At 69.8% G+C, this 15,521-nt stretch carries 14 protein-coding genes; 6 read left to right on the forward strand and 8 right to left on the reverse strand.

Annotated elements, in window-relative coordinates; translation table 11 throughout:
* The first annotated feature begins 75 nt into the window (after positions 1-75).
* From ABZ565_RS08555 to ABZ565_RS08575, 5 genes are read left to right on the forward strand one after another with little or no spacing between them, the layout of a single operon-like run.
* Complete coding sequence (locus ABZ565_RS08555) at positions 76-876, forward strand: ABC transporter ATP-binding protein (protein WP_361022136.1); 801 nt, start codon at positions 76-78, stop codon at positions 874-876.
* Entirely contained in the window at positions 864-1,646 is a 783-nt protein-coding gene (locus tag ABZ565_RS08560; RefSeq protein WP_361022139.1) for an ABC transporter ATP-binding protein, read from the forward strand. The genes ABZ565_RS08555 and ABZ565_RS08560 overlap by 13 nt, the downstream gene beginning before the upstream one ends.
* Positions 1,643-2,533, forward strand: coding sequence for a branched-chain amino acid ABC transporter permease (locus tag ABZ565_RS08565; RefSeq protein ID WP_361022142.1), 891 nt, complete (start codon positions 1,643-1,645; stop codon positions 2,531-2,533). The genes ABZ565_RS08560 and ABZ565_RS08565 overlap by 4 nt, the downstream gene beginning before the upstream one ends.
* The gene (locus tag ABZ565_RS08570) at positions 2,526-3,617 is read left to right on the forward strand and encodes a branched-chain amino acid ABC transporter permease (RefSeq protein ID WP_361022145.1); all 1,092 of its coding nucleotides are present in this window, start codon (positions 2,526-2,528) and stop codon (positions 3,615-3,617) included. Before ABZ565_RS08565 ends, ABZ565_RS08570 begins: the two co-directional genes overlap by 8 nt.
* Positions 3,614-4,864 carry an ABC transporter substrate-binding protein gene (locus tag ABZ565_RS08575; protein WP_361022148.1) on the forward strand — a complete coding sequence of 417 codons (1,251 nt, stop codon included), beginning with the start codon at positions 3,614-3,616 and terminating at the stop codon, positions 4,862-4,864. The genes ABZ565_RS08570 and ABZ565_RS08575 overlap by 4 nt, the downstream gene beginning before the upstream one ends.
* Before the next feature lie 75 nt (positions 4,865-4,939).
* Here ABZ565_RS08575 and ABZ565_RS08580 read toward each other — a convergent pair whose 3' ends face one another.
* Complete coding sequence (locus tag ABZ565_RS08580) at positions 4,940-7,309, reverse strand: discoidin domain-containing protein (protein ID WP_361022151.1); 2,370 nt, start codon at positions 7,307-7,309, stop codon at positions 4,940-4,942.
* A 156-nt stretch (positions 7,310-7,465) separates the two neighbouring features.
* Positions 7,466-8,374 carry a chlorophyllase gene (locus ABZ565_RS08585; RefSeq protein WP_361022154.1) on the reverse strand — a complete coding sequence of 303 codons (909 nt, stop codon included), beginning with the start codon at positions 8,372-8,374 and terminating at the stop codon, positions 7,466-7,468.
* A 104-nt stretch (positions 8,375-8,478) separates the two neighbouring features.
* Here ABZ565_RS08585 and ABZ565_RS08590 point away from each other — a divergent pair, with 104 nt between their 5' ends.
* Positions 8,479-9,048: a TetR/AcrR family transcriptional regulator gene (locus ABZ565_RS08590; protein ID WP_361022157.1), complete on the forward strand. Its 570-nt coding sequence runs from the start codon at positions 8,479-8,481 to the stop codon at positions 9,046-9,048.
* Positions 9,049-9,139: 91 nt separating this feature from the next.
* On the opposite strand, the gene pssA is transcribed toward ABZ565_RS08590, so the two are convergent.
* The 6 genes from pssA to ABZ565_RS08620 form a co-directional block, all read right to left on the reverse strand.
* Complete coding sequence (pssA, locus tag ABZ565_RS08595; RefSeq protein WP_018100354.1) at positions 9,140-9,994, reverse strand: CDP-diacylglycerol--serine O-phosphatidyltransferase; 855 nt, start codon at positions 9,992-9,994, stop codon at positions 9,140-9,142.
* Entirely contained in the window at positions 9,981-10,628 is a 648-nt protein-coding gene (locus ABZ565_RS08600; protein WP_361022160.1) for a phosphatidylserine decarboxylase, read from the reverse strand. The genes pssA and ABZ565_RS08600 overlap by 14 nt, the downstream gene beginning before the upstream one ends.
* 181 nt (positions 10,629-10,809) lie before the next feature.
* Complete coding sequence (locus ABZ565_RS08605) at positions 10,810-12,015, reverse strand: acyl-CoA dehydrogenase family protein (RefSeq protein ID WP_361022163.1); 1,206 nt, start codon at positions 12,013-12,015, stop codon at positions 10,810-10,812.
* A 2-nt stretch (positions 12,016-12,017) separates the two neighbouring features.
* Positions 12,018-12,545 carry a MaoC family dehydratase gene (locus ABZ565_RS08610; protein ID WP_361022166.1) on the reverse strand — a complete coding sequence of 176 codons (528 nt, stop codon included), beginning with the start codon at positions 12,543-12,545 and terminating at the stop codon, positions 12,018-12,020.
* Position 12,546: 1 nt separating this feature from the next.
* On the reverse strand, positions 12,547-13,509 hold the full coding sequence (locus tag ABZ565_RS08615; RefSeq protein WP_361022169.1) for a CoA ester lyase: 963 nt from the start codon (positions 13,507-13,509) through the stop codon (positions 12,547-12,549).
* The gene (locus ABZ565_RS08620; protein ID WP_361022172.1) at positions 13,506-15,518 is read right to left on the reverse strand and encodes a protein meaA; all 2,013 of its coding nucleotides are present in this window, start codon (positions 15,516-15,518) and stop codon (positions 13,506-13,508) included. Before ABZ565_RS08620 ends, ABZ565_RS08615 begins: the two co-directional genes overlap by 4 nt.
* Between the last annotated feature and the right edge of the window lie 3 nt (positions 15,519-15,521).

Genomic DNA, 15,521 nt, shown 5'->3' on the forward strand with positions numbered 1-15,521 from the left:
ACCCCCCATGGACGCCCCCCTCCTCCCCCTGCTGACCTGTGGCAACACAGGAACCGCGGAAGGAGGAGGACCCCCATGCCCACGCTCGAGATCCGCGCACTCTCCGCCGCCTACGGCCCCGTACGCTCACTGCGCGGCATCGACCTCGACGTCCCGGCCGGCACGATCACCGCCGTACTCGGCGGAAACGGCGCCGGCAAGACCACCCTGCTGCGGGCCGTCTCACGGACCCTCGGCTTCCACGGCGGGACCGGCGCCGGCACCATCCGGTTCGACGGCCGCCCCCTGGACGGGCTGCGGCCCGACCGGGTGGTGGCCGCCGGGATCGTCCAAGTGCCCGAGGGCCGACAGGTGTTCGCCCGGATGACCGTGGCCGACAACCTGCGCGCCGGAGCCCTCGGCGCCGACGGAGGCCGCAAGGCGGCGGCGCAGGCCCTGGACCGCGTCCACGAGCTGTTCCCCGTGCTCGCCCGCCGTGCCCACCAGAGCGCCGGGCTGCTGTCCGGCGGCGAGCAGCAGATGCTGGCCATGGGCCGCGCCCTGATGGCACGGCCCCGGCTGCTCCTGCTGGACGAGCCCTCGCTCGGCCTCGCGCCCCTGATGGCGCAGCGCATCGCCGACACGGTGCGTGAGATCAACGCCTCCGGCACGTCCGTCCTGCTCGTGGAGCAGAACGCGTCGATCGCCCTGCGCCTCGCCACCACGGCGTACGTCCTGGAGGTCGGTGAGGTCACCCTGCACGGGCCCGCTGACGAACTGGCCGCCTCCGACGAGGTGCGCCGCCGCTATCTGGGCGTCGTGGACGAGGCGGCCGCCGCCGACGCGGACCGGGCGGCGGGCACCGCCGTACGCACCCTGAGCAGGTGGTCCGCGTGACCGCCCCCGCCCCGCTCACGGTCCAGGACGTCACCGTCCGCTTCGCCGGGCTCACCGCCCTCGACGGCGTCTCGTTCACCGTCGAGCCGGGCAGTGTCCACGCAGTCATCGGACCCAACGGAGCCGGCAAGTCGACCACCTTCAACGTGCTGTCCGGGGTCTACCGGGCGGCCTCCGGCAGCGTCCGGCTCGGGGAGACCGAGCTGACCGGGCTCGCCCCGCACCGGATCGCCGCGCTCGGTGTGGCCCGCACCTTCCAGAACCTCGCGCTGCCCCCGTACGCCACCGTCGCCGACACCCTCATGCTCGGCCGGCACCGGCTGACCCGGGCCGGTTTCCTGGCCGCGGGGCTGCGGCTGCCGGCCGCCGCCCGGGAAGCCCGCGCGCACCGGGACCGGGTCCGCGAGATCGCCGAATTCATCGGCCTGGAAGCGGAGTTGGACCGGCCGGCGAGCGCACTCCCGTACGGGCAGCAGAAGCTGGTCGAGCTGGGCCGCGCGCTGTGCATGGAGCCGCAGGTGCTCCTGCTGGACGAACCCGTGGCCGGCATGACCGCCGACGAACGCCGGCGCACCGCGGCGGTCGTGGCCGGGGTCCGCGACGGCCTCGGCATCTCGATCGTGCTGGTCGAGCACGACATGGGGGTGGTGATGCGGCTCGCGGACGCCGTGACCGTACTCGACTTCGGACGCAGGATCGCCGGCGGCACCCCCTCCGAGGTCCAGAACGACCCGGCCGTCGTCCAAGCCTATCTGGGGGCCCCGCAATGACCACCTTCATCGAACTCCTCCTCGGCGGCCTGTCCATCGGCTCGGTCTACGCCCTGATCGCGCTCGGCTTCGTCGTCATCTTCAAGGCCACCGAGGTCGTCAACTTCGCCCACGCCTCCCTGCTGCTGGCGGGCGGTTACGTCACCGCCGTGCTCCACGACGACATCGGCTTCTGGCCCGCCCTGGCGACCGGGATCGCGGGCGCGGCCGTCGTCGGCTCCGCCGTCGAGTTCCTGGTGATGCGCCGCTACCGGGGGAGCGACCACAGCGTCCTCGCCATCGTCACCATCGGCGTCGACATCCTGCTGACCACCGAACTCACCCGGCGCATGGGCACGGAGGTGCTCGCGCTCGGCGACCCCTGGGGCAACCGGGTCCTCACCGTCGGCGGGGTCACGCTCGCCCAGACCCGCGTCGCCGCGTTCGTCGCCGCCGCCCTCCTCATCACCGTCTTCCTGCTCGCCTTCCGCTTCACCTCCTGGGGCGTCTCGATGCGCGCCGCCGCCGAGAACCCGCGGACGGCCGCGCTGATGGGGATCAGGCTCGGCCGGGTCTCGCTCGCCGCCTGGGCGGTCGCCGGGGCGCTCGCCGCCGTCGCCGCGCTGTTCCTCACCGTCTTCCCCACGCCCGGCCTGGAACGGGCGACCTCGCTCGCCGCGCTCAAGGCGTTCCCCGCCGCCATCCTCGGCGGCCTCGACTCCACGACCGGCGCCCTGGCCGGCGGGCTGATCGTCGGCGTCACCGAATCGCTCGCCACCGGCTACCAGAGCGATCTGTCGTTCCTCGGCCGGGGCATCGGCGACCTGGCCCCCTACCTGGTGATGGTGATCGTGCTGCTCATACGCCCCGCGGGACTCCTCGGCACGAAGGAGCCGGCCCGTGTCTGAGACCGCCACCCCGTTCGCGTACGCCGTCACCGCGCGGCTGCGCCGTCCCCGTACCTGGGCCTGGGCGGCGGGATCCGTGCTGCTGCTCGCCCTCCCCTTCTACCTGGACCGCTTCTGGCTCCAGGCCGGTCTCTTCGCGATGGCCGCCGCGATCGGCGCGATCGGGCTCAACCTGCTGACCGGGGCCACCGGGCAGCTGTCCATGGGCCACGCCTTCTTCCTCGCCGTGGGCGCGTACGGCTACTGCGTGCTGGCGGGGGAGAGCGGCACGGAGAACGGGCACACCCTGTCCGGGCTCGGCCTGCCCAGCTGGCTCGCCGCCGTGCTCGCCGTGCTCCTCGCCGGTGCCGCCGGCGGGCTGTTCAGCCCGATCGCGGGACGGCTGCGGGGTGCCTACCTCGGCATCGCGACCCTGGCGCTGATCTTCATCGGCCAGCACGTGCTGTTCAATGCCTCGTCTCTCACCGGCGGGTACAACGGCCGCCCGGTGCCACCGCTGTCGCTCTTCGGCCTCACCTTCGACGACACCGAGGTGCTGGTGGCCGCGGTGCCGTTCCAGTCGTCCGAGAAGCTCTGGTACGCGGCACTGCTCGTCCTGCTCCTCAGCGGCCTGTTCGCGCGCGGGGTGCTGCGAGGGCGGCCGGGCCGGGCGCTGAACGCCATCCGCGACCACCGCATCGCGGCCGGTGTCATGGGCGTCCCGGTGGCCCGCTACCGGGCCGGGGTCTTCGTCCTGTCCTCGATGTACGCGGGGCTGGCGGGTGTCCTCCTGGCCCTGGTCTTCCAGCGGACGGTGCCCGAGTACTTCGGCATGGTCCTGTCCCTCGAATACCTCGCGATGATCGTGATCGGCGGGCTCGGCACCGTGGCGGGGGCGGTCGTCGGGGCCGCCTTCGTCTCGCTGCTGCCCCAGCTCCTCACCCATTACAGCGATTCCCTGCCCCTGGTCGCGGCCCCCGGCACGGGCGGCCTGACCCCGGGCGAGGCATCGCGCTACCTGTACGGCGCCGCGGTCGTCGCTGCGGTCCTGTTCCTGCCCGGCGGCCTGACACGCCCGATGAAGAATTCAGGGGAGAAGAAATGAAACTGCGTGTGCTCGGGGCCGTGTGCGCGGCCCTCGCCCTCACCCTCACGGGGTGCAGCGAGAAGGCCAAGTCCTCCGACGGGGGAGAGGGGGCCAAGGGCGGGGTGAAGACCGGCGAGGGCGTCACCGACTCCACGATCGCGCTCGGCGCGCTCACCGACATGACCGGCGTCTACGCCTCCCTCGGCAAGAGCGTCACCCAGGCCCAGCAGCTCTGGGTGAAGCAGACCAACGCGGCCGGCGGCATCTGCGACCGCAAGATCGAGCTGACCGTGCGCGACCACGGTTACGACCCGCAGAAGGCCGTCGCCGGCTACACCGAGCTGGAGCCCAAGGTGCTGGGCTTCGTCCAGTTCATCGGCTCCCCGTTCGTCGCGGCGGTGGAGCAGCGCATCGACGGCCAGGACAAGGGCCTCGTCCTGCCGCAGGCGTGGTCCGCGAACCTGCTCGGCAGCAAGTACGTCCGCGTCATCGGCGCCACGTACGACGTCGAGACGGTCAACGCGATCGACTACCTGCTCGCGGAGAAGCGCATCGCCAAGGGCGACAAGATAGGCCATGTGTACTTCGAGGGCGACTACGGCGAGAACGCGCTCGCCGGCTCCAAGTACGCGGCGAAGCAGGCGGGCCTCACCGTCGTCGAGCAGAAGATCAAGCCCACCGACAACGACATGACCGCCCAGGTCGCCGCCCTGAAGCAGGCGGGCGTCAAGGCCGTCGTCGTCAGCGCGGGCCCCCGCCAGGCCGCCTCGCTCGTCGGGGTCGCCGCCGCCACCGGCCTCAAGGTCCCGGTCATCGGCAACAACTCCGCGTACGCGCCGCAGTTGCTGAAGACGCAGGCCGGCCCGGCCCTGATGCGGGACTACTACGTCGCCGCGTCCACCCTGCCCATCGGCGACCCGGGCACCGGTCCGGCGAAGCTGGCGAAGGAGTACGCCGCCGCCTACCCCAAGGACGGCCTCGACAACGGCGTCATCGCCGGGTACACGGCCGCCGACCTGTACGGCGAGGCCCTGAAGAAGGCGTGTGCCGCGAAGGACCTCACCCGCGAAGGTGTCGACAAGGCGCTGTTGACGATCACCGGATTCGGCACCGACTTCGGGGTCTCCCACGACTTCACCGATCCGGCGGCGCCGTCCACCCGGGAGAGCGTGATCATGAAGCCGGACGACAAGGTCCCCGGCGGCCTGAAGGTGGTCAGGCCGGCCGAGGCCGCCGCGGCCGCCAAGAGCTACACCCTCAAGTAACTCTCCCCCGCAGGGAAAATGCCGGACGGGCGGCACGCGTCGCGCGTGCCGCCCGTCCGTGTATCCACAGCCCGGTCAGCTGGTGTATGCCTCCAGTTCCGAGAGCTGCGCGGCCGGCCAGCCGGTGTTGGCGGTGAACGTCAGCCGCAGATAGCGGGCCGACGTACCCGGCAGGGTGACCGTAGCCTGGTTTCCGTTCGACGGGTTGAAGGTGTAACCCGCCGAGCCCTTCAGGGAGTTGTACGTGTTGTTGTCCGTGCTGCCCGACACGCTCAGCGTCTGGGTGCGGGTCGCCCAGGCGGAGGAGGGCGGCAGCTTCAGGACGAGCCGCTTGACGGACTTGGCCGCCCCGAGGTCCACGGTGATGGTCTGCGGGAAGGCATGGTTGGTGCTCTCCCAGTACGTGTTCGCATTGCCGTCGACCGCGTTGGACGCGCCGTACACGTCGGCGTGGCCGGACTCGGTGACACTGCGGCCCTGGGCGAGGTTACCGGTCTCCTCCGGCGGGTCGGTCGGGTCGGTCGGCGGGTCCGTGGGGTCGGTCGGCGGGTCGGTCGGGTCGGTGCCGCCACCCGGGACGCCGCCGTTCGTCCACACCGGGGCGGGCCAGACGCCGGTGCAGGCCGGCGGGTCGGCGTACCAGCCGGAGTTCCCGGAGCCCCGGGTGATCTGGAAGCCGCTGCCGACGCAGTTGTGGATCGGGTTCGACTGCGCGATGTGCGTCGCCGTGACGTTGTCGAAGGTGGCCGTGCCGGGTGCCTGGATCTGGAGCGCGTAGGTGCCGGCGCCGTCGATCCTGATGTTCTTGAAGTGCAGCCCGTTGGACGCCCCCTCGATGAGGTGGATCGCGGCGTAGGAGCTGTCCAGGACTTCGCTGTCGGTGATGTTGATGTTGCCGTTGATCGGTTCGTTGAGCCCGCTGAACCAGATCGCGCCGACCCCGAAGTTCCAGTTGTAGTCGCTGTTCCCGGTGCGGATCAGGGTGTTGCGGGCAGCCGTGGTGGTGCCCGAGACGGCCGTTCCCTGCCCGGAGTTGACGCCCGGGTAGCGGTTGGCGATGTGCAGGCCGCCGCCGTTGGTGATGGTGTCCGCCATGACGTTGTCGGACAGGGTGATGTCCTTGCCGCCGTAGGTGACGATGTTGTTGGCGAGGATCGGCAGGATCACCGTGTTGAACGTGAACTTGTTCTTCACGTTCGGGACGTTCTCCGCCCACATCGCGAGCCCGTCGTCACCGGTGTTGCGGACGAAGGTGTTGGTGACCGTGGAGTTGGTGACGCCGTAGTGGAAGTTCACCCCGTCGGCGGTCTGGTCCAGGATGCGGCTGTTCTTGATGGTGAAGTTGTCCATCGGGCCGTCCATCCAGGCACCGCACTTGGTGTGCTGCATCCAGACGTTGTCCACGGTCGAGTTGGACAGGGCCCCGCCGATGGCGTTCACCTGGTCGTTGTCCACCCGCTCCCGGATGTCGCCGATGATGGCGAAGTCCTTGAGCGTGACGTTGCTGCTGCCGCCGTCCCCCGCGTACTTGCCGTAGACGCCGACGGCCTTGCTCCGGTTGGACGGATCACGCCCGGTCAGCACGGAGTACCAGGGCCCGGCGCCGCGCAGGGTCACCTTGTCCACGATGATGTGGTCGCGGACCTGGAACGTGCCCTGCGGGATGTACACCTCCTTGCCCTGCGCCCTGCCCGCGTCCACCGCCGCCTGGATCTTGGCAGTGGAGTCCGCGGCCCCCGTCGGGTCGGCCCCGAAGTCGGAGACGACGTCCAGCGCGCCGGAGGGCTTGGCGATGGGCGCGCCCACCTGCTCGAAGTCCGCCAGGTCGATGGTGAACGACGGTGAGCCGGCGGTGGACGACACCTGGAGCCGGACCTTCGTCCCGGCCGGCAGCGTCGACCCGAACATGGTCCGGGCCTCGTCGTAGAAGTGGTGCGGGTTGGTGTCGCCCGGGTTGTTGTTGAACGGGTAACCGCCGTAGTACCAGCCGTACTTGGAGGTCACCGGGACCGCCTTGGGCGAGGCCCCGTTCACGCGTACGTCGATCGAGGCGTCCCGGCCCGTCCCGGCGGCGTTGTCCGGCAGCGAGTACCGGAAGGACATCGCGTTGGCGGGAGCGGTGAGCGTGAACTCCACGTACTCACCGACCGCGTCCAGGGTCACCGCCTGCCGGCCCGACGCCTCGGACGGGAGCGTGCCGTAGAGGCGGTTCGGGCCGATCAGGGTGCCGTTGGTGGCCGCGTACTCGGCCTCCTGTTCCTTGAACGGGACGGTCGCGCCGCGGCCGGGAACGGCGAGCGGTGAGGGGGCGGGGACACCGGCCGCCTGGGCGGCCGGTGCGCCGGTCAGCACCACGGCGGCGGCGGTGCCGAACGCGGCGAGTGCCAGCGAGAGGGAGGCGGATATGGACCGCTTGAGCAGCGGGCGTCGGGGTGGGGAAGTCACGTCGAAGTCGTCCTTGCGGCTCGTGGGGGCTCTTCGGGCGTCCCACAGGCTAGGAGCATCGCCGCAAGGAAGTCTATGACCGCGCGCAATATTTCGATGACTCGACTAAAATTTCTGACGTAAACCCATGAAAAAGCGGCCGTGTGGGGCGCGGGTCTACTTGTCGGTGATGCTCCACGTGCCGTCACCGTTCTCGGCGGAGCCGGCGAGAGCAGCCCACTCGGTGCCGTCGAGGCCCAGGGCCGCGTGGAGGTAGGCGGAGATCGCTTCGGCGAGGAGGGCTACGCGGGCGGGATCCTCGTCGGTGGTCTCGGCGACCCGGTCGCCCGCGATGCCGCCCATGGTGTGCTCGGCGCCGGCGAGGGTGAGCAGACTCTTGGGCGCCGGGCTGAGGTGGTAGGCGTCGGTGAACCACTCCGGCCCCCGGGTGGAGAGCTGCGACTCGTCCTTTCCGCCCGCGACGATCAGGGCCGGGGTGGTCATGGTGACGAAGTCCGGCCGCATGAACGGGAGGTTCTCGGCGGCGAACGGGGTGAGGGTGTCGCCGCTGCCGGTCGCGGCGATCAGGGCGCCGGCCGAGACCGCGGGGTGGGAGAAGTCCTCGCCGGGGATGCCGTCGGCGTCGAGTACGCGGGCGCCGAGGACGGCGCCCGCGGTCTGGGCGCCCCAGGAGTGGCCCACCACGGCGATGCGCTCACGGTCGACGCGGGTCTCCAGCTGGGCCTGGGCCAGGAGGTCGCCGAGGTTGTCGAGGATCGCGTGGAGGTCGGCTATCCGGACGCGCCAGATGGTGGGGAAGTGCGGGTCGTCCCAGCCGATGGCGTTGCGGTGGGAGTCCAGGTGGGTGGGCTGCACCACGATGAATCCGGCGGCGGCCCACCGGTCGACGAGGGGCCCGTACCCGTCCATGGACCACGCGTTGCCGTGGGAGAAGACGATCACGGGCAGGTCCCGGCCCGACTGGGGGGCGGTGACCTTCACCTGGAGGCCGATGGCGCGGCCGGGTGCGGGAACGGGGATGGGTTTGACCGAGACGATCTGGTGGTCATGGAGGCGGGAGGGCATGGGGGGACCTGTGCTTTCTCTCCGGAGCGGCTCTGCCATACTTTGGCGGAGCGACGTTCCGCCAACTTAGCGGAACATTGTTCCGCGAGCAAAGGGAGGCATGCGTGCCGGAGTCGGCCGGGGTACGCCAAGCACAGGCGCAGCGCACCCGCAGCGGCGTACTGGAGGCTGCCGCGGCGGTCTTCGTCGAGCAGGGCGTCCAGGCGCCCGTCCGTGACATCGCCGAACGCGCCGGCGTCGGTGTCGGCACGGTCTACCGGAACTTCCCGACCCGGGCGGACCTCGTCACCGCCGTCTATCGGCACCAGATCGACGCCTGCGCCGCACTCGCGCCCCGGCTCCTCGGGGAGTCCCCCTCGCCGTTCACCGCGCTGACCCGGTGGGTGGACGCGTTCGTGGACTTCCTGGTGACCAAGCACGGTCTCGGGGCGGCGCTGGGGTCCGGCGACCCGGGACTGGAGAACCTCCACGCCCTCATGCTCGACACCCTGGTCCCGGCCTGTGCGACGCTGCTGGACGCCTGCGCCGCCGTCGGCGTGATCCGCCCCGATGTCACCGCCTACCGGCTCATGCGCGCCATCGGCAACCTCTGCATCACCGGCCCCGACTACGACCAGGCGGACGCCAAGCGCATGGTCGCCCTGCTCCTCATCGGGTGCCGCAACCCGGAATGACAGGCGCCCGGGGCGCGCCGGCGCCCCGTACACGCACGAGGGCCCGGATGCCTTGCCGGCATCCGGGCCCTCGTGTCGTTCGTACAGTCCGCTACGGCAGCTGCGCCGCACGCGCCTCGCGGCGGTTGTCGCGGAAGGTGTTCACCCGGCGGGCGGTCGCGAAGAGCGGGATGACCGCACCCAGGACCACCTGGAGCGCGCAGCCGGTCTGGAGGAGCAGCTGACCGCCGGGAGCGTCCAGCGCCCAGGCCGCCAGGAGCCCCATCGCGGCCACGATCCAGCCGAGCATCGCCACCGCGAGGACGCCCCGCGGCTTCGGGTACTCGACCCGGCTGACCATCAGCCACGCCACCCCGATGATCGCGAGCAGCGTCGGGACGAAGGGCAGCTCCAGGAGCACGATCGAGATGACCGTGAGCGCTCCGAAGGGGCTCGGCATGCCCTGGAACATGCCGTCCTTCAGCGTCACGCACGAGAACCGCGCGAGTCTGAGCACCACCGCGAGGAGCACCACGATCGCCGCGAGCGCCGAGACCCGCTGGTGTGCGTCGTCCGCGACCATGCCGTACACGAGGACGAAGTACGCCGGGGCGAGCCCGAAGCTGATCAGGTCCGAGAGGTTGTCCAGCTCGGCGCCCATCGGCGAGGAACGCAGCTTGCGGGCCACGAGGCCGTCGAACAGGTCGAAGATCGCTGCCATGAGCATGAGGATCACGGCGGTGGCGGCGGAGTGCCGCGCCATCCCGCTCTCGTCGCTGCCCGTCAGGTGCGGGATCAGGATGCCCGTGGTGGTGAAGTACACCGCCATGAACCCGCATGTGGCGTTACCGAGGGTGAGGGTGTCCGCTATCGACAGCCGCAGCGAGAGCGGCATGTCGTCGGCGTCGTCCTCCGCCTCGGCCTCCGGGACCCAGCCGGCCTGGGTGTCGGGATCAATCACGGTCAATGCGAGTCACCCCCGCGGTGGTGGTCTGGCCGACCTCGACCGCGACGTCCACACCTTCCGGGAGGTAGATGTCGACGCGGGAGCCGAAGCGGATCAGCCCGATGCGCTCACCCTGCTCCACCTTCGTGCCCTGCGGGATGTAGGGGACGATGCGCCGGGCGACCGCGCCGGCGATCTGCACCATCTCGATGTCACCCAGTTCGGTGTCGAAGTGCCAGACAACGCGCTCGTTGTTCTCGCTCTCCTTGTTGAACGCGGGGACGAAGCCACCGGGCACGTGCTCCACCGAGGTCACCGTGCCGGCCAGCGGGGCGCGGTTCACGTGGACGTTCAGCGGGCTCATGAAGATCGCGACACGGGTCCGCCCGTCCTTCCACGGCATGATGCTCTGCACCACGCCGTCGGCCGGTGAGATGACGCGCCCCCGGCTGATCTCGCGCTCCGGGTCCCGGAAGAACCAGAGCATGCCCGCCGCGAGCGCGGTGGTGGGCACGGCCACGGCCGCCCAGCGCCCGGACCGGCGGGCGCGGGTCAGGCTGAGGGCGGCGGTGGCGACGGTCGGCAGGAGCCACGGCGAAGCTCCGCGTGCGATGCGGACCCGGCCGCGTGAGGCAGAGGTATGGCTGTCGGGCATGGATGACCTTCGTAGCGGATTGAGCCGCGCTGGCAACGGGGGACGGCGGCTTTTCCGGCGATGTTATCGGTTGCTGGCCGCAACTGGGCAAGCCAGCAGCCGAGTCGGACGTCTGGAAGGCACCGGTTGAGGATGACAGGGTGTGATCTTCTTCGCGGTCAAATCACCACGAAAGGGACGATCAACCCTGGAAACGGTACTCCTCGAGGAGCCGGCGCCCGATGATCATTTTCTGGATCTCGGCGGTACCTTCACCGATCAGCAGCATCGGGGCCTCGCGGTAGAGGCGCTCGATCTCGTACTCCTTGGAGAAGCCGTAGCCGCCGTGGATACGGAAGGCGTCCTCGACGACTTCCTTGCAGTACTCGGAGGCGAGGTACTTCGCCATCCCTGCCTCCAGGTCGTTTCGCTCCCCGGAGTCCTTTTTGCGTGCCGCGTTTACCATCATCGCATGGGCGGCCTCGACCTTGGTGGCCATTTCGGCCAGCTTGAACTGGATCGCCTGGTGCTGCGCGATGGGCTTTCCGAAGGTCTGGCGCTGCTGTGCGTAGGAAACGCCCAGTTCGAAAGCACGCTGTGCGACACCGCAGCCACGGGCGGCCACATTGACCCGGCCGACCTCGACTCCGTCCATCATTTGGTAAAACCCTCGGCCGGTGACACCCCCCAGCACGCGATTGGCCGGAATTCGCAGTCCGTCCATGATGAGCTCGGTGGTATCGACCCCCTTGTAACCCATCTTGTCGATCTTTCCGGGGATCGTGAGCCCGGGCCGGACCTCGCCGAAGCCCGGCTCCTTCTCCACCAGGAACGTCGTCATCGACTTGTGCGGCGCGGTGCCCTCGGGGTGGCCTTCGTCACTCCGGCACAGGACGGCGACGAGCGACGACGTACCGCCGTTCGTCAGCCACATCTTCTGGCCGTTCAGGACGTACTCCTCGCCGTCCCTGACGCCCTTCGAGCTGATCGCCGAGACGTCCGAGCCGAGCGCCGGCTCCGACATCGAGAACGCGCCCCGCACCTCGCCCAGCGCCATGCGCGGCAGGAAGGTGTCCTTCTGCTCCTGCGTGCCGTGCTGCTTGAGCATGTACGCCACGATGAAGTGCGTGTTGATGATGCCCGACACACTCATCCAGCCCCGGGCGATCTCCTCCACGCACAGCGCGTACGTGAGCAGTGACTCACCCAGACCGCCGTACTCCTCGGGGATCATCAGGCCGAACAGGCCGAGTTCCTTCAGCCCTTCGACGATCTCGGCGGGGTACTCGTCGCGGTGCTCCAGCCGGGTCGCGACCGGAATGATCTCTTTGTCGACAAAGTCCCTGACCGTCGAAAGGATCTCCTGCTGGACCTCGGTGAGCCCGGCCGTCTGGGCGAGTCGCGTCATGGCTACTTCTCCACGTTCTTCTGCGAAGGCTGGCTGAGCTCCGGGCGGCCGGGCTGCTCCCCGCCCCGCTCCTTGATGTACGTCTCGGTGGGGACCATGACCTTGCGGCGGAACACGCAGACGAGCGTGCCGTCCTGCTTGTAGCCCTTGGTCTCGACGTGGACGATCCCGCGGTCGTTCTTGGACCTCGACGGCGTCTTGTCCAGGACCGTCGTCTCGCCGTAGATCGTGTCGCCGTGGAAGGTCGGCGCCACGTGCTTCAGCGACTCGATCTCCAGGTTGGCGATGGCCTTTCCGGAGACGTCCGGCACCGACATGCCGAGCAGCAGCGAGTAGATGTAGTTGCCGACGACGACGTTCCTGCCGAAATCGGTCGTGCTCTCCGCATAGTTGCTGTCCATGTGCAGCGGGTGATGATTCATGGTCAGCAGGCAGAAGAGGTGGTCGTCGTATTCGGTGACGGTCTTTCCCGGCCAGTGCTTGTAGACCGCACCGACCTCGAATTCCTCGTAAGTGCGCCCGAACTGCATATCAGGCCTCCGGGGCTTCGAACTTGGAGGTGCGCTGCATGCCGGCCGCCCGGCCCTTGCCCGCGATGACCAGGGCCATCTTGCGGCTGGCCTCGTCGATCATCTCGTCGCCGAGCATCGCCGAGCCCTTCTTGCCGCCCTCCTCGGAGGTGCACCAGTCGTAGGCGTCGAGGATCAGCTCGGCGTGGTCGTAGTCCTCCTGCGAGGGCGAGAACACCTCGTTGGCCGCGTCGACCTGGCCGGGGTGCAGCACCCACTTGCCGTCGAAGCCGAGCGCCGCCGCGCGGCCCGCGACCTCGCGGTAGGCGTCCACGTCGCGGATCTGCAGGAAGGGGCCGTCGATCGCCTGGAGGTCGTGTGTACGGGCCGCCATCAGGATGCGCATCAGGATGTAGTGGTACGCGTCCGCCGGGTAGCCGGGCGGCTGCTGGCCGACGACCAGGGTCTTCATGTTGATCGACGCCATGAAGTCGGCCGGGCCGAAGATCAGGGTCTCCAGGCGGGGCGAGGCGGCGCCGATCTCGTCGATGTTGACGAGGCCCTTGGCGTTCTCGATCTGCGCCTCGATGCCGATGCGGCCGACCTCGAAGCCCATCGTCTTCTCGATCTGGGTCAGCAGCAGGTCCAGCGCGACGACCTGCTGGGCGTCCTGGACCTTCGGCAGCATGATGCAGTCCAGGTTCGGCCCGGCGCCCTCGACCACCGTGATGACGTCGCGGTACGTCCAGTGCGTCGTCCAGTCGTTCACCCGGACCACCCGGGTCTTGCCCGTCCAGTCGCCGTTGTTCAGGGCGTCCACGATGTGGTGGCGGGCGCCCTCCTTGGCGAGCGGCGCGCACGCGTCCTCCAGATCCAGGAACACCTGGTCGGCGGGGAGGCCCTGGGCCTTCTCCAGGAACCGGGGGTTGCTTCCCGGTACCGCGAGACAGGAGCGGCGCGGGCGCAGTCGGTTGACGGCAGTCATGCGGGGACCTCCAGAGGGTCGAGCTTGTTCGCTTTCCGGATCTCGTCGACGATACGGCCGATGATCTCCGTGATACCGAAGTCCTTCGGGGTGAACACGGCGGCGACACCCGCCCTGATCAGGGCCTCGGCGTCGGCCGGGGGAATGATGCCGCCGGCGATGACCGGGATGTCGCCGGCCCCGGTGCGGCGCAGCCGGGCCAGCACGTCCGGTACCAGCTCGGCGTGCGAGCCGGACAGGATGGACAGGCCGACGCAGTGCACGTCCTCGGCGACGGCCGCCGAGACGATCTGTTCGGGCGTCAGGCGGATGCCCTGGTAGACGACCTCGAAGCCGGCGTCCCTGGCCCGCACCGCGATCTGCTCGGCGCCGTTGGAGTGCCCGTCCAGGCCCGGCTTGCCGACCAGCAGCCGCAGCCGCCCGACGCCCAGGTCCTCGGCGGTCCGCGCGGTCTTCTCGCGTACGAGGGCGAGCGGCGAGCCCTCCTCGGCGGTGACCGCGACCGGGGCCGACGACACCCCGGTCGGCGCCCGGAACTCACCGAACACATCGCGCAGCGCCCAGGACCACTCGCCGGTGGTCACCCCGGCACGGGCGCACTCGACGGTCGCCTCCATCAGGTTCTCCGTGCCGGCGGCGGCCTTCTTCAGCGCGGCCAGCGCCTCGGTGGCCCGGGGCTCGTCCCGGTTGTCCCGCCACTCGTGGAGCGCGGCGACGACCCTCGCCTCGTTGGCCGGGTCGACCGTCATGATCGCGCCGTCCAGGTCGGCGGTGAGCGGGTTGGGCTCGGTCGTCTCGTAGACGTTGACGCCGACGATCTTCTCGTCGCCGGCCTCGATGCGGGCCCGCCGCTCCGCGTGCGAGGAGACCAGCTCGGACTTGAGGTACCCGGACTCGACGGCGGCCATGGCGCCGCCCATCTGCTCGATCCGGTCCATCTCGGCCAGTGATGCGGCGACCAGCTCGTCCACCTTGGCCTCGATGACATGCGAACCGGCGAAGATGTCCTCGTACTCCAGCAGGTCGCTCTCGTGCGCCAGGACCTGCTGGATGCGCAGCGACCACTGCTGGTCCCAGGGCCGGGGGAGTCCCAGCGCCTCGTTCCAGGCGGGCAGCTGGACGGCGCGGGCGCGGGCGTCCTTGGAGAGGGTCACGGCCAGCATCTCCAGGACGATGCGCTGGACGTTGTTCTCCGGCTGCGCCTCGGTCAAACCGAGCGAGTTGACCTGGACGCCGTAGCGGAAGCGGCGCTGCTTGGCGTCGGTGATGCCGTAGCGCTCCCGGGTGACCCGGTCCCAGATGCGGCCGAAGGCGCGCATCTTGCACATCTCCTCGATGAAGCGGACGCCCGCGTTCACGAAGAACGAGATCCGCGCGACGACGGCCCCGAACTTCTCCTCGGGCACCTGCCCGGAGGCGCGTACGGCGTCGAGGACGGCGATGGCCGTCGACATCGCGTACGCGATCTCCTGGACCGGGGTGGCCCCGGCCTCCTGGAGGTGGTAGCTGCAGATGTTGATCGGGTTCCACTTGGGGATGCGGTTCACCGTGTACGTGATCATGTCGGTGGTCAGCCGCAGCGAGGGCCCGGGCGGGAAGACGTGCGTCCCGCGCGACAGGTACTCCTTGACGATGTCGTTCTGCGTGGTGCCCTGGAGCTTGCCGGGGTCGGCCCCCTGCTCCTCCGCGACGACCTGGTAGAGCGCCAGCAGCCACATGGCGGTGGCGTTGATCGTCATGGAGGTGTTCATCTGCTCCAGGGGGATGTCCTGGAACAGCCGGCGCATGTCGCCGAGGTGGGACACGGGCACACCGACCCGGCCGACCTCGCCGCGGGCCAGCACGTGGTCGGGGTCGTAACCGGTCTGGGTCGGCAGGTCGAAGGCGACCGACAGACCCGTCTGGCCCTTGGCGAGGTTGCGCCGGTAGAGCTCGTTGGACGCCTCGGCCGTGGAGTGGCCCGCGTACGTCCGCATGAGCCAGGGGCGGTCCTTCTGACGTTCGCTCATCTC

This window comes from Streptomyces sp. NPDC016469 (assembly GCF_040632905.1).
In the GTDB taxonomy this organism is placed as follows: Bacteria; Actinomycetota; Actinomycetes; order Streptomycetales; family Streptomycetaceae; genus Streptomyces.